The sequence below is a fragment of the Pantoea sp. GD03673 genome (assembly GCF_029844725.1).
Lineage (GTDB): Bacteria > Pseudomonadota > Gammaproteobacteria > Enterobacterales > Enterobacteriaceae > Pantoea.
Window position 1 is genome coordinate 61,546 of record NZ_JAOCKJ010000003.1, and the last position, 23,561, is coordinate 85,106.

22 protein-coding genes and 1 pseudogene are annotated in these 23,561 nt (G+C 50.8%); 12 read left to right on the forward strand and 11 right to left on the reverse strand.

The features are described 5' to 3' along the window. Window positions 1–7: 7 nt before the first annotated feature. Both N5J69_RS06160 and N5J69_RS06165 read right to left on the reverse strand, forming a co-directional pair. On the reverse strand, window positions 8–1,015 hold the full coding sequence (locus N5J69_RS06160) for an AraC family transcriptional regulator (protein ID WP_279768838.1): 1,008 nt from the start codon (window positions 1,013–1,015) through the stop codon (window positions 8–10). Window positions 1,016–1,295: 280 nt separating this feature from the next. Next, window positions 1,296–2,501: an MFS transporter gene (locus N5J69_RS06165; protein WP_279768839.1), complete on the reverse strand. Its 1,206-nt coding sequence runs from the start codon at window positions 2,499–2,501 to the stop codon at window positions 1,296–1,298. A 164-nt stretch (window positions 2,502–2,665) separates the two neighbouring features. On the opposite strand from N5J69_RS06165, the gene N5J69_RS06170 reads away from it, so the two are divergent. Beyond that, window positions 2,666–3,286 carry a TetR/AcrR family transcriptional regulator gene (locus N5J69_RS06170; protein ID WP_279768841.1) on the forward strand — a complete coding sequence of 207 codons (621 nt, stop codon included), beginning with the start codon at window positions 2,666–2,668 and terminating at the stop codon, window positions 3,284–3,286. A gap of 302 nt (window positions 3,287–3,588) precedes the next feature. On the opposite strand, the gene N5J69_RS06175 is transcribed toward N5J69_RS06170, so the two are convergent. After that, entirely contained in the window at window positions 3,589–3,936 is a 348-nt protein-coding gene (locus N5J69_RS06175) for a hypothetical protein (protein ID WP_279768843.1), read from the reverse strand. Window positions 3,937–4,464: 528 nt separating this feature from the next. Between N5J69_RS06175 and cybB the strand changes: the two genes are divergently transcribed. Both cybB and N5J69_RS06185 read left to right on the forward strand, forming a co-directional pair. After that, a complete protein-coding gene (gene cybB, locus N5J69_RS06180) occupies window positions 4,465–4,989 on the forward strand; it encodes a cytochrome b561 (RefSeq protein ID WP_279768845.1) in 525 nt (174 codons plus the stop codon). 81 nt (window positions 4,990–5,070) lie between these two features. Continuing rightward, a pseudogene (locus N5J69_RS06185) lies at window positions 5,071–5,428 on the forward strand (DUF3147 family protein). 147 nt (window positions 5,429–5,575) lie between these two features. Here the strand turns inward: N5J69_RS06185 and N5J69_RS06190 are convergent. The 3 genes from N5J69_RS06190 to N5J69_RS06200 form a co-directional block, all read right to left on the reverse strand. Further along, the gene (locus N5J69_RS06190) at window positions 5,576–5,779 is read right to left on the reverse strand and encodes a hypothetical protein (protein ID WP_013196355.1); all 204 of its coding nucleotides are present in this window, start codon (window positions 5,777–5,779) and stop codon (window positions 5,576–5,578) included. A gap of 337 nt (window positions 5,780–6,116) precedes the next feature. After that, the gene (locus tag N5J69_RS06195; RefSeq protein ID WP_279768849.1) at window positions 6,117–6,581 is read right to left on the reverse strand and encodes a YlaC family protein; all 465 of its coding nucleotides are present in this window, start codon (window positions 6,579–6,581) and stop codon (window positions 6,117–6,119) included. Between the two features lie 104 nt (window positions 6,582–6,685). Next, the gene (locus N5J69_RS06200) at window positions 6,686–8,089 is read right to left on the reverse strand and encodes a PLP-dependent aminotransferase family protein (RefSeq protein WP_279768850.1); all 1,404 of its coding nucleotides are present in this window, start codon (window positions 8,087–8,089) and stop codon (window positions 6,686–6,688) included. Between the two features lie 726 nt (window positions 8,090–8,815). Between N5J69_RS06200 and N5J69_RS06205 the strand changes: the two genes are divergently transcribed. The 5 genes from N5J69_RS06205 to fetB all read left to right on the forward strand — a co-directional run bounded on the left by N5J69_RS06205 (window position 8,816) and on the right by fetB (window position 12,940). Beyond that, on the forward strand, window positions 8,816–9,385 hold the full coding sequence (locus N5J69_RS06205) for a DUF4142 domain-containing protein (RefSeq protein WP_279768851.1): 570 nt from the start codon (window positions 8,816–8,818) through the stop codon (window positions 9,383–9,385). 407 nt (window positions 9,386–9,792) lie between these two features. After that, on the forward strand, window positions 9,793–10,452 hold the full coding sequence (locus tag N5J69_RS06210) for a DUF1345 domain-containing protein (RefSeq protein WP_279768852.1): 660 nt from the start codon (window positions 9,793–9,795) through the stop codon (window positions 10,450–10,452). A 334-nt stretch (window positions 10,453–10,786) separates the two neighbouring features. After that, window positions 10,787–11,260, forward strand: a complete 474-nt coding sequence (locus N5J69_RS06215; protein WP_279769426.1) for a hypothetical protein — start codon at window positions 10,787–10,789, stop codon at window positions 11,258–11,260. Window positions 11,261–11,493: 233 nt separating this feature from the next. After that, window positions 11,494–12,162 carry an ATP-binding cassette domain-containing protein gene (locus N5J69_RS06220; protein ID WP_279768854.1) on the forward strand — a complete coding sequence of 223 codons (669 nt, stop codon included), beginning with the start codon at window positions 11,494–11,496 and terminating at the stop codon, window positions 12,160–12,162. Continuing rightward, the gene (gene fetB / locus N5J69_RS06225) at window positions 12,149–12,940 is read left to right on the forward strand and encodes an iron export ABC transporter permease subunit FetB (RefSeq protein ID WP_279768856.1); all 792 of its coding nucleotides are present in this window, start codon (window positions 12,149–12,151) and stop codon (window positions 12,938–12,940) included. The genes N5J69_RS06220 and fetB overlap by 14 nt, the downstream gene beginning before the upstream one ends. Window positions 12,941–13,311: 371 nt before the next feature. On the opposite strand, the gene N5J69_RS06230 is transcribed toward fetB, so the two are convergent. Further along, window positions 13,312–13,824: a hypothetical protein gene (locus N5J69_RS06230; RefSeq protein WP_279768859.1), complete on the reverse strand. Its 513-nt coding sequence runs from the start codon at window positions 13,822–13,824 to the stop codon at window positions 13,312–13,314. A gap of 200 nt (window positions 13,825–14,024) precedes the next feature. Between N5J69_RS06230 and N5J69_RS06235 the strand changes: the two genes are divergently transcribed. Further along, complete coding sequence (locus N5J69_RS06235; protein WP_279769428.1) at window positions 14,025–14,336, forward strand: hypothetical protein; 312 nt, start codon at window positions 14,025–14,027, stop codon at window positions 14,334–14,336. Window positions 14,337–14,479: 143 nt separating this feature from the next. Next, complete coding sequence (locus N5J69_RS06240) at window positions 14,480–15,118, forward strand: TetR/AcrR family transcriptional regulator (RefSeq protein ID WP_279768862.1); 639 nt, start codon at window positions 14,480–14,482, stop codon at window positions 15,116–15,118. A gap of 536 nt (window positions 15,119–15,654) precedes the next feature. Here the strand turns inward: N5J69_RS06240 and N5J69_RS06245 are convergent. Next, window positions 15,655–15,885 carry a hypothetical protein gene (locus N5J69_RS06245; protein WP_279768864.1) on the reverse strand — a complete coding sequence of 77 codons (231 nt, stop codon included), beginning with the start codon at window positions 15,883–15,885 and terminating at the stop codon, window positions 15,655–15,657. An 856-nt stretch (window positions 15,886–16,741) separates the two neighbouring features. Between N5J69_RS06245 and N5J69_RS06250 the strand changes: the two genes are divergently transcribed. Then, entirely contained in the window at window positions 16,742–17,851 is a 1,110-nt protein-coding gene (locus tag N5J69_RS06250; RefSeq protein ID WP_279768866.1) for an SDR family oxidoreductase, read from the forward strand. Between the two features lie 74 nt (window positions 17,852–17,925). Here N5J69_RS06250 and N5J69_RS06255 read toward each other — a convergent pair whose 3' ends face one another. Next, window positions 17,926–20,100, reverse strand: coding sequence for a TonB-dependent siderophore receptor (locus N5J69_RS06255; RefSeq protein WP_279768867.1), 2,175 nt, complete (start codon window positions 20,098–20,100; stop codon window positions 17,926–17,928). A 275-nt stretch (window positions 20,101–20,375) separates the two neighbouring features. Between N5J69_RS06255 and N5J69_RS06260 the strand changes: the two genes are divergently transcribed. Next, window positions 20,376–21,515 (forward strand): site-specific integrase, encoded by a 1,140-nt coding sequence (locus N5J69_RS06260; protein ID WP_279769429.1) that lies wholly within the window; start codon window positions 20,376–20,378, stop codon window positions 21,513–21,515. 233 nt (window positions 21,516–21,748) lie between these two features. Here N5J69_RS06260 and N5J69_RS06265 read toward each other — a convergent pair whose 3' ends face one another. Both N5J69_RS06265 and N5J69_RS06270 read right to left on the reverse strand, forming a co-directional pair. Beyond that, on the reverse strand, window positions 21,749–22,870 hold the full coding sequence (locus tag N5J69_RS06265) for a phage integrase Arm DNA-binding domain-containing protein (RefSeq protein WP_279768869.1): 1,122 nt from the start codon (window positions 22,868–22,870) through the stop codon (window positions 21,749–21,751). After that, on the reverse strand, window positions 22,854–23,096 hold the full coding sequence (locus tag N5J69_RS06270; protein WP_279768870.1) for an excisionase: 243 nt from the start codon (window positions 23,094–23,096) through the stop codon (window positions 22,854–22,856). The genes N5J69_RS06265 and N5J69_RS06270 overlap by 17 nt, the downstream gene beginning before the upstream one ends. Window positions 23,097–23,561: the final 465 nt, after the last annotated feature.

Here is a 23,561-nt window from a genome sequence, read left to right on the forward strand (position 1 = left end):
CTCTCATTTAATTGAAACGCATGGCTTCCCTGACGGTTTCAGGCGTCTGGCCTGTCCAGGCCATAAAAGCACGGTAGAATGAATTCGGATCTTCAAAACCCAGCAGGAAGGCAATTTCGTAGCCGGGCAGTCTGGTATTGCGCAGATAGTGGCGGGCCAGGTTTTCGCGGCTGGTATTGATCAGAGTGCGAAAATTCTCACCCTCATCCTCAAGTCTGCGCTGTAGCGTGCGTTTACTCATACCCAGACGCTCTGCTGTCTTCTCTATAGTGGCCTCGTTACCCGGCAGCAACTCCAGAAGTACCGCCCGGACGCGTTCAGAGGTTGTGGCCGTTACATCCAGCTCACTCAGACGGCGGCGCAGCTCTGGCTCGAATATCTGCCACATTCCTTCATTTACCGTTAAAAAAGGTCTGTGGGCATCAGCAGCAGAAAAGCGGATAGCTGGCTTTTCGCCTTGCGAAATGCGGGTACCAAAGAACCGGGTAACGTGACCAGCCTGTGCGTCCGTGGGAAGCTGCTGGAGCATGACGCCTGCTGCCATAATCGGTTCACGTGTTGCCAGTCGGGCCAGCTTCAGCAGAAAGGCCAGTTCTGCGATTTGTAAAGACACGGGAATGTCTGTGGCTGATAACCAGCGCGGTGAAACGATGAGACAGCCATTATCATCAACGGCTGTCTCCAGCATCATCGGGGCAATGAGCTGCTTATATCGGGCCAGCCGCTGGACTGCCTGCATCATATTGGTACTGCATAACGCCGCGAAAAGCGGCGGGTCAAAAGATTCAGCAGAAACCTTTTCCACCAGGGGCAGGGGAAACGCCGGATGATTTATTCCGGCTTCAAGTGCATGCCATAGGCGAATGTATTCATCTGTCGTGAGACCACGATCGGTTCCTGAAAATGTATCATCTGGCAGGTGCGCCCTGCGCAGAATATCTCCGGGCGTCAGGCCTGCGTCTTTAAGCAATGTTTGCCAGCTGATATTGAGGGAGAAAGTACGGTTTCGTGCCATTTTCAGATTCCGGAAGTGAATATCATGCAGGACTTAATCGGGCATCATATCTGAACAGATCTGCATGATATATTCCATCCGCGCCATAATGATGGTGAATTACGCCATCCGTCAGATGACCTGCCGCAATACCCCATTCGCGAAGTCTGAAAGCATCCAGCAGGCACAAAGCGGACCCTTTTAGCGTCAGTCTGAAGGCGAAACCTCAGGTGAAAATTGCAATCGGGCAGAGATCCCTGTCGTAAGGCTATGGGCAGCGATCACCCGTCGCTGGATTTTATCACTTTGCGGCGCGACCTCTGATGCCCGGCCTGAACGCATACTTTTTCGCGCGCAGGGCGATGATCAACGCGACAGCCATAAAGGCCAAAAGCGCCCAGGGGAATGAGGTTGCACCGGCACTATTGAGTAGCAGACCACCGATGACGCCGCCGCTGGCAATAGCCAGATTCCATGCGGTGGTGACCATTGCCTGGACGACATCGACATGATGACCAGCCGCGTCGGCGGCGGCCGTCTGCATCTGCGTTGACGCGCCCCCAAACGACACCCCCCAGACCACGACCGCCAGAAAGACTACAACCTGCTCGCGCATGCCTGCGGTGAGAACCGCAGAGACCAGCGCCAGTGCCGCCAGACTAAACAGAACCAGATTGCGCAAATGGCGATCTACCCGTATTCCGGTAATCCAGATGCCGACAAGGGCCGCTATACCAAAAATCAGCAGGATAAGGCCGACGCTTGCTGTCAGTCCCGACAACTGCAGAAACGGGCCGATAAAAGTATAAAGAATGTTGTGTGCCGTCATCCAGAGAAAGATAACCGCCAGAACCGGTCTGACGCCGGGCATCATGAACACGTGCCACACAGGGAGACGGCGGTCAGCCTGCTGTCCCGGCAGGTCGGGAACCGCGACCCACGTCCAGATAAAAAGAATCACTGCCAGCGCGGCCATGATCCCAAAGGGCACTCGCCACCCCATCACGCTGCCCAGCCATGCGCCTGCGGGCGTGCCCAGTGACAGCGCAACAGGAATGCCAACCATTGCAATAGCCAGTGCGCGGCCCTGTAACGCAACAGGAACGAGTCGGCGGGCATAGCCTGCCAGAATCCCCCATGCCAGTCCGGCAGCCACACCCGACATGAACCGGGCCGCCATCGTCAGCCAGTAACTGGACGATAAAGTGGTAATGGTATTGAAAATCAGAAAGATGCCCACGGCCAGCAGCAGCACTGTTTTACGCTGCCAGCCACGGGTCAGCACCGTCAACGGGATCGCCGCGATCAGCGATCCCAGCGCATAAATGCTCACCAGCTGGCCTGCCATCACCTGGGTAACGCCCAGGCCTGCTCCAATTTCAGGGAGCAGCCCCGCTGGCAGCGTCTCGGTCAGGATGGCAATAAAGCCCGTCATGGCAAATGCCAGCAGGGATGCCAGAGGCAGGCCCCGCTTTGTGGTGGGTTCATAAAATTCTGTGGTGTGCACGTTAGCCTCTTTTAATCACTGAAAGAACGGAAACCCTTACGCAACGGGCGCTCTGATTTATGTACCGATTGGTATTTATCTGAAGCTATAGGCGAGCTCGCAGCTTGTCAAGCACATCTGTATCGATTAGTATTTATGTCTGGCAAACAGACAACGGAGGGGATATGGCGCAGATGGGACGTCCACGGACATTTGACCGGGATGAGGCAATTCGTCAGGCGATGATTCTTTTCTGGCAGTATGGCTACGAGTCCACCTCACTTGCCATGCTCAAATCGAACCTTGGAAATGGCATCACCGCACCGAGTTTTTACGCGGCCTTTGGTTCGAAAGAGGCGCTGTTTGAAGAAGTTGTCGCCTGCTATGTGTCCACTTACGGTCAGGTTAACGATTGTCTGTGGGATGACACGCTTGCACCGCGTGACGCTGTCGAGCTGGCATTGCGCCGGTCGGCAAAAATGCAGACAGAGCAGGGACATCCCAGCGGCTGCCTGATTGCGCTGTCTGTGAATACCTGTTCACCCGCCAATGACCACATCCGTAACATTCTGGCTGTCCAGCGCGAACGGACCAGGGCGGGGTTTTTACGATGTGCCACAAAAGCAAAAGAGGCGGGACAACTGGCTGCCGGTACAGACGTGCGGGCGCTTGCCATGATGTTGCACTGTTTTGAGATCGGCCTGTCAACGGAAGCCCGTGATGGGGCATCCGGTGAAGAACTGGACGCGGCGGTTTCAACTGCGTTAAAAGCCTGGGATGCCTGTGTCCGCAACGCGGATAACTGACAGTGAAGGGCACACCTTTTCAGCACGCAGTCGGAAGGTACGGCTCAGACGCGGAAAACAGGCCCGCTGCTGGGGTTAATTGTCACAGCCTCTGCCATTTCCCCTCGATTTGATTCCCGACTTTAACCATCCGGCTATACCGGGGGTCTTTGTGTCACCCGGAATCATGCGGGTGGGTATGGCGAGGACGTGGCTCTTATCGTCAGGAGGCAACATCAAACGCAACGCTGTGCGCGTCAGAGATGCCTGGCCTGCCACTGTCTGACGTAACAGGCCCGCACTTCAGGGTTCGATACACGCCCTTATAATCCCACCAGCGTAATATTTTTCTTCGTTGTCAGCGCGTTATATAACGCTTTCGCCAGGCAGCCAGACGCCACCCCGGCGTGAACGCTGTCTGAATCGGTCCAGAATGATTTAATGCGCAGCAGGGTGTTAATGCGGGTGACGCGCTCCATTTCCAGCACGGCCAGCACAGGGTGGCGCTGTTCACCGAGTTGCTCTGTGGTATCAGCCTCGATCACCGCGGCACGTGAGGCCTGACTGTCAAAGATAACGTGGCATCGTGCGCCGTTCAGGTTAAGTATGTCGATGACTTCGTAAAGGCAATTAACAGCCTCTGCACTGTAGGTTGCGGGCACAGATAACATAGCAAATCCCTCTGACGCAAAATGTAGTGAGCAGCCAGCATAGGCGAACATTAATGAGAGGAGAAGTTACTGTTTTTGCATGAGAAATGTAGAGCTCTAAGGTTACGATAACGCCCGTTATTTTTACTCTGATTTACACTGGCACTAAGGTTAAGCGAGGCGTGAGCAGACCGTGACGGCGGGGCGCGGATTTGACTTAAGTGCGTGGCTGGCTAATCGTTCCAGTGAGGATTGTACTTACCGCCCCACGCAGCGCGTTAGCGGTGTGCCTGCATCAGGTTACAGAATGCGCATCAGGTTAAGTTTAAGATTTATCGCTATTGGAAAGTATAAGCGTCGCCGTCTGGTGATAGGGTCATTCATAAGCTCAGATGTAAACCTCACATGCCGCTGCGCCAGCGGACTGGCACACCATTCACTGGCAGCGTGACAGGTCTGATAGCCTGTCCTGAGCAACCAATAAACGCCTAATACATCTTTAATAATTAACGGGTATAGTGACGAAAAAAGAGTGACGGAAGTTTATCTATGCTGAAGAAATACCGGGGTTCGCAAATTCTTTTTCACTGGCTGACGGTTTTACTGATTATCGTGGCCTACGCCACCATTGAGCTGCGCTGGATGGCAGAGAAGGGAACCTGGCAGCGAAATGCGGTGATGGTCACCCACTTTACCGCAGGATTTTGCGTCATGATCCTGATGATAGCCCGCCTGTGGCTGCGCACCCGGTCTGAAACACCGCCGATCACACCGCCGGTTGCGCGCTGGCAGACGGGTATTTCCCATCTGGTTCACACGCTGATTTATGCGCTGTTTGTTATCCTGCCGGTTCTCGGGCTGAGCTCGCGCTTCCTGCGCGGAAAAGAGTGGGCCCTGTTTGGAATATCGATGCCTGTGGCAACCTCTCCCGATCCTGCCACTGCCAGTATGCTGATTGACTGGCACGAAACGCTGGCTCCGCTGGGATACTGGTTAATTGGTCTGCATGCGCTGGCGGCGCTGTTCCATCACTATTTTCTCAGGGATGACACGCTACGCAGGATGATGCCGTAACCGCCTGCGCTGACATGCCAGCGTGGCGATCGTAAACGGTCCGGCCTTCACCGGCCGAACAAAGGCATCAAGAGGATCATCATGCTCTGGCTCATATCAAAATACGCCATCACGGCTTTTATGGTCGTGCTCATTTCAGAAGCGGCTAAACGTAGCGATCGCCTGGGCGGCTTACTGGCCGCCTTACCGCTGGTCACCGTGCTGGTACTGATCTGGATGAAGCTGGAAGGGCAGACGCAGGAAAAAATCAGCGCTCATGCCTGGTACACTTTCTGGTATGTGGTGCCGACACTGCCCATGTTTGTTCTGTTTCCGTTTCTCGCACAGCGCACAGCGCACCGGCTTCTGGCTGACGCTGCTCATCTCCTGCGCTATTACCCTCGTCCTTTTCGCACTCTGGGCGCTGCTTCTGAAACGCTTCGGTATCGCGCTGATGTGAGCAGGCTGTTTACCGCTATCGTCTGGGGTAACCTTCGTTATGCCCCGGACATCGTTCAGACAAGCCTATAAAAACTGCACCTTACTCCGTGGAATCTCCAGCGTTTAGGGTGCAGTTCACGCCGTGTGGTTTGAGTCTTACCGGGCGCTAGGCAGGGCGGACCCTGGCCTTTGTCGGATGACCATCACGTCCATCATCATGGGTATGGTCCGGATCCGGCTCAATAATCACAATATAATCTTTACCGACCCCATCGCGCGTTAACGTCACTAAATCTCCGGCAACCGGTTTGGAATCAAAATCATGTTCCTCTTCAACGCCAGTATCTTCAAAAATCACACCGAATTTCATTGTATCGTCCTCTCTGTAATGAGCCGCGCCGTTAACCCGGGTTTTGCTGACGCTTACCTAACCATTCTAGCCTGGCCTGAGAATGCCACTTTGCTCGGTGGATTACGCAGAGCCGATCAGAAACATCGTCAGGGTGACGTGCAAAAGAAAGCAGGGTATGGGGAAAGCCGATGAAGTGCGGGAGTGAAAGATATGGCAGTACAGCGTCGGGCAACGTGCTTTTACCGCAGGCACGGGGCAACAAGGTGCTGTGATGCACCCTTAAGCACACGGCGAGCGGGCTTTGAGCAGCGTTGAAAAGGGGGGCTCAGGGTTACAGGCAACCCTGAGCGAGACATTATCGGTTACGGAGGTGATAAATATCGGCGAAGTAGAGATGGCCTTTTTTCTCATACTGCGACAGCAGGGTCTTTTTCTCGGTCTCAGTGAGGATATGTCCGTTCAGCAGTGAATCTATGAACGCTTTACCAACATAAACTTCCCTGTACCAGTCACCGGTATAGCAGTTTTTCCAGGCACCTTTATCAATATCATTAACCTGATAAGAAGGGTTGATGTGGAAAAAGAAAAAGAAGTTGCAGACCGCAAATATCAGGCAGCACGCAATATATTCAATCGTGCCGAAAGAGTCAGAGTACAGCAGTAAACTCATTGTAAGAACAAACAGAAAACACATTAATCCATACAGGCCGGGGTATTGCCTGATGAATGAAACGTCGAAATAAGGACGGTCATTGCGATGCTCCGCGTTGTTTATTCTGTTTAATTCGTCCTGCAGGACGCTGTTGAGATCATTTTGCATTTCTGAAGCCTTATCAGCCAGTTGTATTAAATTTTAAAGACGGGTTGACGCTGAGCACGGCAGCGTCGACGTTACAGCACAATCAGTTGCGTTAAGTGAACGGTTCATATGGCCATCCCGGAAAAATAAAAGGGATCGGCCAGCATTTCAGAAAGAGTTTTGAGCCTCTCTTCACATTGCTCACGGGTCTGAGAACCGCCCAGACACAGGCGCAATGCCTCGACGGGATTATTATCAGTACAGAAGGCAACGCCTGACACCGCACTGATTCCCTTTTCCCGGAGTTTGGCCGCCACATCTGAAGAGTTTGAGTTAATCATTTTTGGCAGGGGCAGCCACAAATGATATCCGTTATTATCCGCCTGATATTCATAGGCAGAGAGGTGGAAGGAAGCCATTTGTTGCCTTATTTTTGCCTCACTTTTAATTTCTTTCAGCATACGCTCGGCCGTGCCGTCATTAATCCACTGGCGCGCCAGCGCATTCGTAAACGGGCTGGACATAACCGTCAGCGCCCGCAGAACACCCGCCAGACGTTCGGTGGCGCGGCCATTGGGCCCTTTGAGAAAAGCAATCCGCAGACCCGGACCAAAACACTTGGACATGCCGGTCACGTACCAGGTCAGTTCCGGTATCAGTTCTGCAAAGGCAGGCAGGTGGTCATCACTGAGCGCCGCATAAGCATCGTCTTCAATCACCGAAATGTTATAACGCCGACAGACGTCCGCCAGCGCTCGCCGTCTGTGCTCAGGCAGGGTTAACGTCGTCGGATTGTGCAGGGTCGGGTTGATATACAGCGCGGTGACTTCACCCGCTCTGCAATGCGCCTCCAGAACGGACGGATCGGGACCGTATTCATCACAAAGTACTGCTTTAAGCCGGATATCAAGATGGTTTGCGATTGCCTTCATCCCCGGATAAACAAGGCTGCTGACACAGACACACCCTTTTTTGCGTTTAAAAAGCGTCATCAGACCAAAAAGCGCGCTGTGGATCCCAGGGCAAACCAGCACTTCAGCCTCGCTGGTGATGCTCAGTTTACGACTCATCCAGCGTATTGCCGCGGCTTTGTCCTCTGCGCTGCCACCAAAATCCTGGTAACGCATCAGACTCAGCATATCGGTGCTGTTAAACAGATTTATTGCGCCGGTTCTTAACGCGTCCTCCACGGCATGACCCGCCGGTTCGACGGGCGCATTCATCGTCATCTCATAACTGCTCACAGGCACGAGTGAGGCTGACGATGCTTTATTGCGGATAAAGCTGCCTAATCCTGGTCGGGAATCGATAAGGCCCATCCGGCGGGCTTCAGCGTAGCCCCGCGTCACGGTTGTGTAGTTCAGGTCAAGTATCTCTGCCAGCTCACGTAATGGAGGCAACCGATAGCGCGAGGGTAATTCACCCGATGCGATACCTTCAGCAATGAAATCAGCTATCCGAAGATAAGCAGGACGCTGAGTCTGTTGCTGGATCTGCGTTGCCCAGCGTGTAAAAAGTGCGTTAACCATTTTTCGCTATCAGGACAGGAGTGATGACAACAGTAATAGCACATCAAAAATCAATGCGTAACTTGATTGCATTATTGATTGCATCGATTAGCGTATATAGCTGAAGACACGGGATTGTGGACACCTGTCAGAGCATGCAATCATCAACATCCTGGACGCGTTTTGATTGAACGTGTGCAATCCCCTGAACCGTGCAGTGATTGATTCAGCAAGGGCAAAGCAGGTCGTGAACCGGACGTTTATCACCAGCCAACATCATTCAGAACAACCCGGAACGCCGGAAAATAAAAACGAAATTCGATGCTGAATGCTTCAGTGGCGCGTTTCGCTCTCTTCCTCGGGGTGAGGTTACCCAATAAATGAACCCACTGTTATTCAGCAATATAACGACGATTAAACGAAGCGCAACGTTAATATTACCGAAGCGGTATTTTCATGCCGGAAAGATAAAACGGCTCTCTTCATGGCTGACATTCACCCTGCGCTTTTAAAATCCAGCAAGGATATTTCCAGCGCTGTTCAGCAAATCCTGATTTAAACGAAGGCGTTAAATAGCCCGGCGTAACGCTTTTACCAGGCTATTAGGGTTTGGGGCGATGAAATTATTACCTGAATTAATGTCGTCACTCAATATTCCACTATACTTTCAAAACGTTTGATATTTTCCTGAGAGGACGTGCCGTTTTTTCTGGTATCTGCCTTTCCCATGACATTCAGGAGTACATAATGCAAAAGCGTAAAACCTTAAAAGGCCTGCTGGCTGTATCTGCCGTCGTCGGCATGTTCAGTACCGCTGGCGTTCAGGCCCAGACGCAAACGGCCGCTCCGCAGGGCGGCAATACCGAGCAGACGGTGGCGAAGGATAAGCTCAGCGCAGGTGACGAAAAAGCGCTTAAAGATATGGCGCAGGCCAATATCAATGAAATAGCCGCCGCGAAAATTGCGCTGAACAAAGCGGAAAGTGCTGAAGTGAAGGCGTTTGCTCAGAAGATGGTCGACGATCACGGTAGCGCCCTGACCAAAGTTAAGGCGGTGGCTCAGCAAAAAGGCGTAACACTGCCCACTGAACCCGACGCTAAACACAAGGTTATGGCCGGTAAACTCGAAAAGCAGAGCGGCAGTGCTTTTGACAAAATGTATATGGAACACGCAGGCGTCATGGATCATAAAATGGTATTGTCCACGCTAAAAAGTGACGCGATGAAAATCAACGACTCCGATGTTAAGACGCTGGCTGATGCGCACACGCCGGTTGTAGAGCAGCATCTTAAATCTGCCGAGCAGATGTCAAAGTAACCTGAATCATGCGTTGCACAACATTGGGGTCCGGCATGACCGGACCCCTTTTTGAATATACCGCTACAAGCCCGATTAATAATGCCTGCTGACACGGCAGGCATCGCTGAAATACTGTGCCACCCGTGCAGTCAGCTTTATTTATTATGGATTGATTCAATGATGGCGTATTCAATGCTGTCAGCGTCCCTGAACCTGAATTATGTTTGCGGCAAACAGGATTCATTGATCCCGGCATCATGTGACATTTTCTCCACGTAACGTTGCGCTGATTTTTACCCTCTCCGTGTTCCGGCATCAAACCCTCACCTGTCCGTGAAAAGTGTAAGAATTAATGCCTGACCAGGATTTTCACCTGACGTTAACTACAGTTGATAGCACTCCGATTGAACCACAGTGGTTTCATGATGCCGACATCGTTAACCTCCACGCTTTATGCTCGCTTGCGTCTGCTGCTCTCCATCACTGCCGGGCTGATTTGCTATTTTCTGCTCTCTGAACACCAAGGCCAGATGCAGCGTTTGCTGATTAGCTGGAATGTCTGGGCGTGGCTTTATCTCGGTATTCTCTGGATTCGCATGTTGCGCACCGATGCGGCGGGCATCAGGCGCATTGCCCGCCAGCAGGACCAGAGTGCCGCACTGGTGCTGGGCATCGTGATCGTGGCCTGTACGGTCAGTATTGTGGCCATTCTGAGTGAACTTCCCACTCTGAAGGGGCTTTCCGGCACGCCGCGACTGCTGCATTTATTGCTGACCGCAATGACACTCATCGCATCCTGGGCCATGTTGCCCAGCGCATTTGCGATGCATTATGCCCACCAGCACTATCTTTACCGGGATAACAGCGTGAGTCCGCTGATCTTCCCGGATAAAACGAAAAATCCTGGCTACTGGGACTTTCTTTACTTCTCTTTCACCATCGCGGTTGCCTCGCAAACGGCTGACGTCGCCACCGGAACAACCGGGATGCGCAAACTGGCCTTGTTGCAGTCTGTTATCTCATTCATTTTCAACCTGGCAATTCTGGGTTTATCGGTGAACGTCGGAGCCAGTTTGCTTAATTAAATGCGTGTCAGACCAATGCTGAAGGAATATTGCCTGACCAACGCTCAGGTAAATAGCCGTTAATTCTGGTCTGGTCACGGTCAATGATTCAGTCTAAGCAGCAGGCCATCGGTGATTCAGAGCGGGTAATTATCAGCTGCAGCAACCCCTGATAGCCGATCATCGATTTGCTGTCAGCTTCCGTAACAATCTGGTCACCTGTGGTGATGATAACAATGTGTAATAAGGTGTTAGCTGCCTCTTCACCCGACACTGGTTGCCGTGTAAGTTCGTGGGTGTTTTACGCTATTGTCCCCCCAATCCGCGAAGGAGAGATAGAGTGAAAGCAACCACTATGGTCACGACCAGCCTGTTAATGCTGATGAGCAGTGTTCATGCTGAAGGTCTGACAACACCGGCAGAGGGTAACAAGCTAACCGTCAGTTTTGGACAGCCCACCATCAAACAGGTGCTGCACTACCGCAAAATGTATGACAAAAAGCCGTTTCCGGATGCTGAGATTTATTATTATGACAACGGCACCTATAAGATTATTTCTCAGGGCGAAAACCATTACGGCGTTTATGTCATGCAGGGCAGGTTTGATGATGAAACCTTCACCGTGCGCTTTATCTCTCTGCCTTCGGCTGACTGGGGCAATAAAACGGCCTTTCATCAGTTAACCTTTATCCGAAATGAAAAGCAGAACGTCTTTATTCAGAACGCGATTGTGGATACCGGCGAGGCCATTGCGCAACAGAACGGCACCTATACGCAGGAAAAAAACAGCGTAAGCAATCCGGTTTCTACCCGCTGGGAAAACAAATAATGTTCGGGTGGCAGCCGGTCTGCCACCCTGATTCAGTCCCCTGGCCGGGCACCATGCCAGATTTTTGACCGGCTGCAGCTTACCGGGTTTTTTATACGCGAAAGCGCAACAGCCGCACGGTAATGCCTTAACCTGTAGTAAGAGGAGTGACGCACACAAAAGGTACGCAGCCTGTGCGCCATCACTCCCGCTTTTCAGTCATTCCCACTCATTCCGGGTCCCGAGGCGTAAATATGGACAGAGCGTTGCCCCTGCTGGATGTGCAGGACGTCACTTTTTCAGTCGGGAATCGTCAGTTACTGCGACCTGTCTCTTTGCAATTAGCCCAGGGCGACAGCGTGTTGCTGACCGGTCCCTCCGGCAGCGGAAAAAGCACACTTCTGAAAATGCTTGCGTCACTTATCACTCCGACTACCGGCCAAATCTTTTACAGGAACAGTGACATCACGACGCTGAAAGCTGAGACCTACCGTCAGCAGGTATCGTACTGTTTTCAGACGCCGCAGCTTTTTGGTGAGACGGTTTATGACAACCTTGCGCTGCCCTGGCAGATTCGCCGTCAGAAGCCACAGCAGGATAAGCTTGTTGCTGCGCTGGAAAGCATCAACCTCGCACCGGACATGCTGCATAAGCCTGTAGAACAGCTCTCAGGCGGAGAAAAACAGCGTGTCGGGCTGCTGCGCAACCTGCAGTTTATGCCTGACGTGCTGTTACTGGATGAAGTGACCAGCGCCCTTGATGAAGAGAACAGGCTGGCCGTCCTGGCGTTGATTAACCGGATTGCAGCGGAAGAGAAGGTCGCCGTGGTACGCATCAGCCATGATGTCAGCGATATTCAGCAGGCCGGGCATGTGCTGCGCCTTGCGCCGCCAGAAAAGGGGAATGAACATGAATCAGCATAATATCAGCGACACCTCGCTGTTACTTTCCCTGTCGCTGGTCCTCATCGCGTTGCTTATCAGCCAGAAAGAAAAACTGGGCATGGGCAAAGATATCATCTGGAGTGTTTGTCGGGCGGTTATTCAGCTAGTGATTGTCGGTTTTGTGCTGAAGTCTATTTTCGATGTGAATAACAGCTGGCTGACGGTCGTGATGGTGCTGTTTATCTGCGTGAATGCCGCGATCAACGCCCGTAAACGCGGCCGAAACATTGAGAACGCCTTCGCAATAGCGTTTATCGCAATCTTCAGCGGCACCGGAATAACACTGACGACTCTGGTACTGAGCGGTGCAATAGCGTTTGTGCCGATGCAGGTCATTCCCATTTCAGGCATGATCGCCGGGAATGCTATGGTCGCCGTCGGGCTCTGTTACAGTAACCTGAATCAGCGCTTCAGCGATAACCAGCAGAGAATTATGGAGATGCTGAGTCTGGGGGCTTCGGTGAGGCTGGCTACCGGTCGTATCATTGCGGACAGCATTCGCACCGCGATGATCCCGACAGTAGATGCCGCTAAAACCGTCGGGCTGGTCAGCCTGCCCGGTATGATGTCCGGGCTGATTTTTGCAGGCATCGATCCACTTAAGGCGATCAAATACCAGATTATGGTGACGTTTATGCTAATTGGGACCGCCAGTCTTTCAACGATTATCGCAGTCTGGTTATCTTATCGGCGTTTTTATAATGAACGCGCGCAGCTGAAAATAGCGAATAACAATGCGGACGGGTCACGTCGATAATTGATTCAAACATCATGGTAAGGAAGAACGCGCAGGGTAAAGAAGACCAGCGTCAACAGACAGGAAGGTCTGAAATAACCCGGAAGAAAGAATAGACAGGGTGTCGTGCATTTTCATCTTATGACGACGGCTGCAAGCGCGATGAATTCTCCCGACATCTCTGAAGGATAGCCATAGCGCCCGTTACCCAACTTAGTTACATCATCCTTTAAAACGCCATCATCAACGCCGAATCAGGCATCCTGCTGTTATTACGCCTGGCAGGAAGTCAGGCGTCCGTGAAATAGCGTTGTGGCGAGGTGTATGTTTCGGCAAGGGGTGTCTGGCCCGGTCTTCCAGCCTCAGATACAGCGAAGAGGGCATGATTGGGGTCAGTCTTTTATGACGGCATTAACAATGGTCATGCCTGCCGTATTGCTGCGTTTGGTCACGCGCAGCGGTCCGCCGCCAAAGTAATTACCCGCAGGTTCACACACTTTTATGCGTCTTTGCAGATCCGGGTCGTTAACGTCTGCGCCAGAACAGCTGTTACGACCGCCGCCTGAAAACTCGCTTACTTCTGTATAGGTGCTGAGGGTACCCGGAAGTAGCCAGACAATCGTGGTGAGCAGCATGTAGCTCAGAAAGGCCACCATCAGAACAGCCCCTGCGAAAAGTTTGATGTTATTCAAAATGCCTTTGATAGCCGTTCCCTTGCCCCATTTTTTAATGATCAAAAAAACAGAGAGTCCCAGAGGCAGGACGGCACTCCACAGTGCCTGGAGGAGGGGATTAGTCAGAAAAGTCGTGCGATCGATTTCATTGCGCCACACAAAAAAAGTCACTAAGCAGCCCAGCGCACCGGAGATGATCAGCGCTAAACGAGGTGTCGAATAAGAATTCATCAGTCACTCACTCCCTGAGTCAGTAATAAAACGTTTATGACGCAAAATAATCAGTGCGCCTGACACATTGCCTGAACCTGCAGGCGCTGCGGGGAAAAATAATTAGTTGATGATTTAAGATTATCACGCGTGTCATTTCATAGACAAAGCGCATGGCATTTATTTATGTTTTACGTTTCCCACAACATGAGAATAGTGAAATGATTGTCAGAACATGGCACGGATGCGTTCCGATCAGGCATGCAGAAGCCTTTGCAAATCATCTGCAAAAGACCGGGGTAGAACATTCAGAAGGAACGCCAGGGAGTCTGGGAGCCCGTGTCCGCAGGGAAACGCAGGGTGAATGGGAACATTTTTTTCTGGCGACATACTGGGAAGACTTAGCGGCGATCAAAGCGTTTGCAGGTGAAAAGTATCAGATTGCCGTGACGTATCCTGACGATGACCGCTTTGAACTGCTATCCGATCCTTACGTTTTTCATCATCACGTGCTGAGCGTAACCCCTTTGTAATTATTGCCCCGCCGCAGGGCGGCGGCTTGTGTCTGATTACGTCGGTTTCCCTTAACAATCAGCCAGCTGGCATAAGGCTGACAGAAACTCTTTTAATTGTAGATTGATCGATCTACAATCGATCATCAGCACAGGGGGGTGACATGAAATCAGCGGCAGGCAGACCCAGAGAGTTTGATCCAGAAGCGTTCCTTGACACGGCACTCGACTGTTTCTGGCAGAAGGGATATCAGGCCACATCCATGGCTGAATTGATGAAGGCGTCAGGGCTGGCAAGTGCCAGCATCTATAAACTTTACCCGGATAAGCGCGCTATCTATCTTGCTGCTTTGCAGCGCTATATGGATGAGGGCAGTGCAAGATCACTAAAGCGAAAGACGGAAATGTCGCCAGAAGCCGCCTTGCGAGAAATGCTCGACTTTGCGGCTCAGTTATCTTCTGCGCCTTCGGGAGCACGAGGTTGCTTCACCATTGCGGCGGCCAGTGAACGCTTGCCGGGTGATGAAGAGGTCAGAAAGAAAGTGTCTGAAAAATTCAATCATATCATTGATGAAGTAGAGCGCATTTTAATAAAAGGGCAGCAGCAGGGGGTCTTTCGTCAGGATGAAAACGCGAGCGTAATGGCAAGAAGCGTATTTATGATGCTTGAGGGTATGAGGATATATGGAAAGCTTCAGCCAGAGCATGAACAACTAAGACAAAGTAATGATTTTATTATCAGGACGCTCCTGGAAAGCACCCAAAATAGTGCCGGGAGTATTGCGGTTAAGGCTCCCTCATGATCGGGGTGGGCACCCTTGTCCGGCGAAGAAAGAGAAGAAGCACAATGGTCTTGCCTGAATGCACCGACGGGATGATTTTATGCGGCTGGAGTGATAAGGGGCGTTTTTTTTAAAAGATCTTTTCCGCTGACAAAATTAAAGATATGCGTGCCTTATTCAAACGTCTGGTCACTGACATAAGTGCCAGTATAAAAGGTGATGTTAATCAGGGGGATCAGCGTTTTATCTCAAAAACCAGCCTGAAAAACTCATCAGTTTACATTAACATCATAATGTAAAGCCTCATATTCATCGCACTGCGCCAGTTCGGAAAATAGGTTTCTTCCTCAAAGCCAAATTCACAGGCATGTATTTAATAGTTTCGTTATGAGAAGGGTGGGCAAGAATATCAGCAGTATGACTTCCCGACGAAGGGTTGTTCGGGAAGCTGAAAGCGCGTAACGCGGAATAATGTCCAGAATTCAACGCTCAGGCACAAATAATGACCGGACAACACCTCGTCCGGTCATCGGCTCTGGTTTCTGCATCAGCTCAGCTTATTTCTGTGCTGACTGAGCCTGCTGATTTTTCTCCGCTTCTTTCTGTTTTTTCTTCGCCATATGATGACCGACTGCACAGCCTGCTGCGGCCCCGGCGACACCATGATGAGCAACATGACCTGCCACGCCGCCCACTGCGGCTCCTTTCAGACATCCCTCGGCATTAGCCTGTAAATTCACGGACAAAAACAGACCGGTTGCCATAACAATAACTGATAACTTTTTCATCATTTTATATCCTGGTCGTCATAGTTGCAGGTTGAACTCCGCTGAGCATAGCCAGGATTCAGGGTGTTTCGCTCGCCGGGATACAGGAATCACGACGTTAGTTACCTGTCGTTACGCTTTTCATAAAATAACCCGGCCGGATGATGTGTTTTTAATCAGGCGATCGATTTTCAACTGACCCGGCAGTGAGATCAGGCCATGTAATATCTGGCCTGGTCTTACAACAGATGCTCACGACTGCGGGTTTAATAACATCAGACCTGCTGCTGCAACGAAGTCATGCGGTGCTTTACAGAGAAATTAACGTGATCTGCCTGAAACGCGACACGCTCGCTTTTATTTTATGCCTTAGCATGCCTCACAGACCGGGTAATCGCTCATCAATGGGGCGAGGCTTACAGGAAGATAATTAAACGCCGGGTAAACAATCGTGCATTACATTTATTTAAAGCATCTTTGTTTAACCTGTAAATACGTTATCACGGCTAGATGCTTCTTAATAAATTCTTAATGAAATAACGTTATAAATGACTGAGTAACCCCACTTACAAAGAAATTAAAATTAAGTCTGAGTTAAGAGGGGGGCCTGTGAAGGTTCTGGAAGGCCATCTAAAATAGGTGCCCGTTGCACATCCTGCCATCAAAATAAATAAACGAAATATAAATGAAAGATTTACTGAAATACCTGTGGTGCTGTTTAGCCTGGCGTTAACTATTAGCTTTATACTGGTCCGGTTAGCGCACTGATACGTAAAAACGTCATTACACGATTGATTCATTTAGTTGAATTGTTTAATTGCCCGGGAAAACGTTAGTTAATGCTTTCCTTTCTTTAACCAGATTGAATGGCACCATTATGAAAAATATCCTTATTACCGGTTCAACAGGTTTTTTAGGCGGGGCTTTTGTCGCAAAGCTATTGCAGAACAGCGTTCAGAATCGATTGCTGCTGCTGGTCAGAGGCGAAACCGTTGATGAAGGGTTAAACAGGCTTAAAGCAAACCTGAAAAACTTTGGTTTAAATACCCCATTAATCAACAGGATAACACCTGAGAATATTATTCTGGGCGATCTGGCTTTCACCGAAAACTTTATTGATGACACACGCCTGAATAGCGTTACGCATGTCATTAACTGCGCCGCCGTCGCCTCTTTTGGTAACAATCCCACAATCTGGAAAGTGAACGTAGAAGGCACCTTCCTGTTCGCTGAGCGGATGAGCCGTGTAGAAGGATTACAGAAATTTATTCACGTGGGTACTGCGATGTCCTGCGCACCAGAACCCGGTTCGCTGGTCACAGAGGGGGGACTGAATTCCACCCGGGATCAGCATATTGTCGAGTACACCTGGAGTAAGGCCTCGATTGAAAAGCTCATGACCGAAACGCTACCCCATCTGCCACTGGTTATTGCCCGGCCGTCGATTGTTGTGGGGCATTCCGATCAGGGTTGTCTGCCATCAGCCAGTATTTTCTGGGTATTCCGCATGGCACTGGCATTGGGTAAATTTACCTGCGACCTGGACGATCGTATTGATGTGGTTCCCGTTGATTACTGCGCGGATGCGCTGGTTATGCTGCTTGACGCTGAAAATGTCATTAATGACGTCATTCACATTTCTGCCGGAACACAGAGCAGTGTCACGTTTGCAGAAATAGATGAGGCAATGGCCAAAGCGTCAGGGAGCAGGGCGCTGGGCGGCGATTATCAAAAGGTGTCCTATAAGCAACTTTCAGACAGCCGAAGAACCTTTAAGGATCTTTTCGGCCCGTGCAACGAACGAATCATGCTGCGGGCAATGAACCTGTATGGGCACTTCTCAAACCTGAATGTGGTGTTTGATAATTCCAGACTGCTGCAACTGGGCATGAATAAACCGTCCAGATTTACCGACTACCTGGATCGCTGTGTGCTGACAACACGTGATTCAACAATTGCCGAATTGATGCAGGTTGATTTCAAGTAGCGAATAAGAGTCCGGGAGAAGCAGGGGTTTTCCCGGATAAAAAAAGCGCTTCCAGCCGGAAGCGCTTCAGTGGATCAAAATGTCAGGGTAAGACCCGCATAATAAGCCCGACCCGGCTCGTTATAGGTCGATGCCCCATCCGCCTCACGGTAGAGCTGTTTATCCAGCAGGTTATTAATCCCGGCATTAGCACGCAGATTTTTGGTTATGTCGTAATTGAAATTAACGCCAAAAACAGAATAGGCTCCAACCTCACGATTCGACATTGCGCCATTTTCTGTACGCGATTCCGCATACTGGCGCGGTTTCTGGCGGCCATACAGGGTCCAGTTAACGTTGGTGGAGAAATCCTGCGTCACCTGCCAGTCCAGCATGGTGTTAATAGTGTATTTCGGAATGATCGACAGCGGATTGCCGGTCTTTTTATCCTTTGACTCGATCATGTAAGTGGCATTGGTCCGCCATTCAAGTTCGTCACTGACCAGCGGTATCGTAACGTTACCCTCCAGACCTTCAACCACTGCTTTGCCGCCGTTGCTCCACTGCAAAATATTGTTGCCATTAGAGGCGTACCCCAGCACATCGGTCCCGGCAACGATCTTGTTCTTATAATCATTGCGGAACCAGGTGACGCCCGCAATATAGCCATCCTGACTGAACTCAATACCCAGCTCTTTATTAACGCTGACTTCAGGATCGAGATTTTGATTGCCCAGCAGATAACAACTGCCGCTCGCCACATTGACCGGGCAGCCATTGCCTCGTGTAGCCAGTAAATAACCGTCGCTGGATTGATAGAGGTTAGGGGCTTTAAATGCACGGGCAATACCGGCTTTCAGGGTAAAGCTGTCTCCCAGCATCTGAGAGATATTCAGTGACGGGCTCCAGTTCGCCCCAAAGGTATCGTGATAATCAAAGCGCAGACCGGGGATCACTTCAGTGCTGTCGGTCGCAGCGATGTTATCTTCAACATAGAGCGAACTTATCGTTGCGCTGTTTTGGCTGTTACGACTGCCCGCATTACCGCTTACATCACCAATCGAAACGCCCGGCGCACTGGTGCCGTTCATTGAGTTAGGATCGTTCAGCTCATCACGATTCCACTCGGCACCCAGCGTAACGGTCTGTTCACGCAGCAGTTCCACCGGGAAGCTGACTTCGCCTCCTGCCCGGTAACTTTCGAAGCGACTGGTTGAAAACGTATTGCTGTTGATCCGGCCTTCACCTGCACCTGCGGTGCCTTCGTTCAGGCGGGTATTATTGGTTTTTTCATAGTTAAAGGTCAGTTTCGACTGTCCCCAGTCCCAGATGCCGTTGTGGGCCAGGCCCCAGGTCTGACGATAAAGACGATTGGTTTCCGACCCGTCGAGGGATTCAATCAGCGCATTACCGGCCCCGTTGCTGTACTGGGTATCGCCCGTGTAAATATTGCCCTGACGACTGTAGCCGTAACTGAAATCCAGCACCTGTAATGGCGTAATTTTCCAGGAGAGCACGCTGTTGATGTCTTTGTTGCGAACGCCTTCACGACCGGCTGCGCCTGAGCCATTCTGTGACTGATTGATATCAAATGCGTCGCTGTCAGTTTTATTGATGTTGCCATAAAGCCGCATGGTCAGCGCATCGCCCGCCAGCGGGCCGCTGAGGTTAAAGTTGGCGCGTCGGGTTGCGCCTTCTTTATTATCTTCCGGCTGGTTGGTGAAGAGCGACAGCGATCCGCTCCAGTCGTTCGTCGGACGTTTGGTAATGATGTTAACCACACCGCCAGAAGCACCGGAACCGTAACGGGCTGCCGCCGGTCCACGAATAACTTCAATGCGTTCAACCATTTCAGGTGGCACCCAGTTAGAGTCACCACGGGAGTCACGCTCGCCGCGCCAGCTGTAACGCACCGAATTGCGGGAGGTCGTCGGCACACCGTCGATCAGAATCAACGTGTTTTCCGGCCCCATGCCGCGAATATCGATTTGACGATTGTTACCACGAACGCCGTTGGCACTGTTGCCGGTGAGATTGACGCCCGGCATTTTACGGATGATGTCTGAGAGGTCGTTGACCGGTGGATTTTTTTCAATGTCCTGCGAGGTAATCACCGAAACGCCGGGCTGCTGTTTGAGCTCCTGCTTTGCAGTGACCAGCATCGTTTCATCATCCGCCAGTTTCTCCGTCTCTTCCTGCGTCGCGCCGTTGGCAGACGTACTCAATAAACCGGCTAGCAGCAGCGCAACAGGGCGCTTATGGACACGCATGGTTACATTCACTTAGAAAATCTCCCTGAATTATTAAGGTATGTAAGCAAATGCGTATGATAATGATAATAGTTATCATTGTATATCACAGTAAGAGACCTTTACATTCCCTAACAATGGGTTGTTAATTCATCGATCTGCGGGAGAGATGAACAAAATACGCCACCGTCCTGGTTCTCTGTCCATGACCCTGAAAGTTCCCCAGAATGGCTCAAAACGAGTCTTTGTGACGCCAGACTTATCAGGTCTGGAGTCACAGCATGCTGATGGTTAGAATGGCGGCTTTAAAGCGTTTAACAGGTAGCAATGTGATAACCGATTCAACCACCACTGCAGCGCGTTCGGCCCATGTTGGCCGCCATGTCCTTATCTGGCTGGAGCAGGTTAACGCTGCGTCGCTTAGCGAGCTGGATAATTTTGGTGACGACGGCACGGTAGAGCAGGTGATGAAGGTCTGGGTAAAACTGTCGCTGATGATCAGCCGCCGGCGTCCTGAGATCGCCATTTCGTCGCTGCTGAAACACGTCCTGCCCGGCATTGGATCGCAGCCAATTAAAACGCTGAACCGTTTACGCCTAAACCGGCTTTACAACATTCTGATTGCCGACGGAAAGAAAGAGGAGGCGCGCCGGGTTTTCGCGCTGACCAAACAATTCCTCTCCTGGGCTGAAATGCAGGGTTACCTCGATCATTCGCCTATTGCCTCCATGAAAAAGCGGGACGTTGCGGGTCGCGCTACACCCCCACGCAGTCGGCAGCTGACCGATGCAGAGATCTGGGTTTTCTGGCACGGTCTTGATAACTGGGCATTGTCGGAGCAGGCGCGCTGGGCGCTGCGTTTATGTCTGGTCAGCGCCCGAAGGCCGGATGAAATTGTGCAGGCGCAGAAATCGGAATTCGATCTGCAGCTCGGATTGTGGATGCAGGGCACCCGTAATAAATCGCAGCGCGAGCATGTGCTGCCGATTTCACCGCTGATGCGGCAGTGCATTGAAGCGTTGCTCAGTGCCGCCGAACCAGATTCGCCCTGGCTGGTTCCCGCACCCCGCGATCCCCAACAGCCGCTGTCCAAAGGCGCGCTGAATCAGGCGCTGCGGCGGATGATCCGCGCCCCGCGTGGGCTGGGACTGGAGCCGTTTACCCCACGCGACCTGCGCCGTACCGCCCGATCAAAACTCTCTGCGCTCGACACGCCGAATGACGTCGCCCGCAAAATCATGAACCATGCGCTGGAAGGGATCGATCGGGTCTATGACACCCATGACTATCTGAGCCAGATGCGCAGTGCCATGAATACCTTTTCAGATGCGGTTAAGGCGATCATCGAATGCGAAAGCTATCACCTGCTGCGACATCGCTATGATGGCGAGACCCTGACGCTGGACGATCTCTCTGTCATGGCGATGACGCGCTGAGGTGATCGCTATTTTGGTCTCAACTAATGTGCGTGCTTCACTCCTTATGCTAATTATCCCGTCCTTGGTGGGCGGAACCGATTACAACACCGATAGTCGTTAGATATGATTTTTTTGATTGGATGAAAATAAAAAAACCTTTTAACCCCATGTTTTTGTTGAAATAAACACCCAGCATTTTAATGCTTCTTTTGCGGCAAACCTGTTCTGCAAAACCCCTGCAAAATTGCATTCTAAATAGCCAGCATTTTCCAGCCAGAATTCCGGTCATCATTATATTTATCCGTCATTTTTTGGCTTGAATGGCCGAGCAGGGTTTTAGTGTCAATCCCTTGCGCCCGGTAAAGCCTTTCAGACAACGACCTCTGCTCGTGGAAAGTTGGAGGAGTTTTCTCTCCCCAGCTTATTCCTGAAGCATCCCGAGCAATTCTGAAATGCATCCCAAGAGAATCAGTATGAACCTGCCCGCCTCTCTTAGCGTGGCCACTATCGTGATGATGATGGATTATGTAGGGACTCAGTATTTTATCTCTGCATTGTGAGATAACATCTCGTAAAGACATGCGTAACTCATCACACCTTAACGAAAGTGGAATTGCGATCTTTACGCCGGTTTTCTGTTGCTCGACGTGAAGATGATCATCCCAGATATCAGAAAATTTCATTTTTGAGATGTCCCCGCTGCGCTGTCCTGTTATGACGGCAAGTAGCATTGCTCGCTGAATATAATGAGTGCTAATTGCTATATCATAAATATCACGCCATTTGTTCATGTCTAAACGTGACCGCATAACTTTTATTTTAGGAACTCTTGTGGCCAGGGCCGGATTAAAGCTCCCATTAAACTCTCCTGCAAGCTGTGCTTCTCTAAAAAAGTCACCAGCTACGCTTCTGATTGTGTTTGCCATGGAACATTTGCCTTGGTTGATGTAGCTTTCCATAAGCGTGTGTATGTCTCGCACTGTAACTAAATCCAGTCCTTTGATCCCCATCTCGCTAGCCAGTAGATTTGAAACCAGACGCCTGACTTTAAATGTGGATTGCTTAATATCACCATCTCCAAGCCTCCGGCTCTGTAAAGCAATATAGCGTTCAGACCAGCCAGTGACAGTGATTGAATGATTTACCGTTTCTGCTATGCAATCACGCACCCGGACCATATTCTTCATCGCGTTTTCAGCAAGTCGGGTATTTGCTTCGATTGCAATTGCTTTAGCCTCTGCCTCATCCGTTCCCAGTCCGTGGAATTTTCCTGTCACTGGATGCTTAAACCTCCAGTACACGCGTTTAGTGCGGACGTCTGTAAAACACGATAACCCGGGTATCGTCACGTTGTACTTACGAGGACGAGCCATCTTCAAGAATCCTTTTTAGTCTCTTATCATCATTATTTTTGATTACTGGCGCAGCAGAAAGTCCAATAAATTTTGCCGTTCTCTCTACGCGCCAGCAGCGTCCAGCTTTCAATGGCTGAGGTGATATCATGCCATTCTTTGCATACTTCAAAAGCGTGGGGGTGCTGGGTATTGGATCATCAAATTCTTCCTCTGCCCACGCGGATAAACTTATTAAACGCGACATAATTTTCTCCACACATTCCTGCTGCATCAGGATTTGTAGCCATGATAGGTTAGGGCGTATCGATATTTAAGTTAAGTTAGTGCCAGTGACTTGTGGCTCAAATCACCCTGTTTAAACTGGCAGTTACTTATTGCACTTCCCACATTACTTGTGGGTCAGAGTCTGAAGTTGCTGCGACAGCTCATCATCATACTTCGGATTAATAGCGCCATGTTCTCGTTCAGCCCGTATGATTTACGACCGGGGCGACGTGCGTCGCATTTACATTTATGCCCCTTTTTCAGGCTGTACCAGCACACGGACTTCTTCGGTAAGGGCGAGCAAGTCACGAACATTTATCTCTATGGTGCCGATCCAGTGTGCCGTTAGCGCTCTTGCTTGCGACTCAAATTCATTCAGCGGTTCGATTGTTCGTGCACCTCATAGCCTTAGGATCTAAGAGCCTTAATTACCTCATCTTGTTCA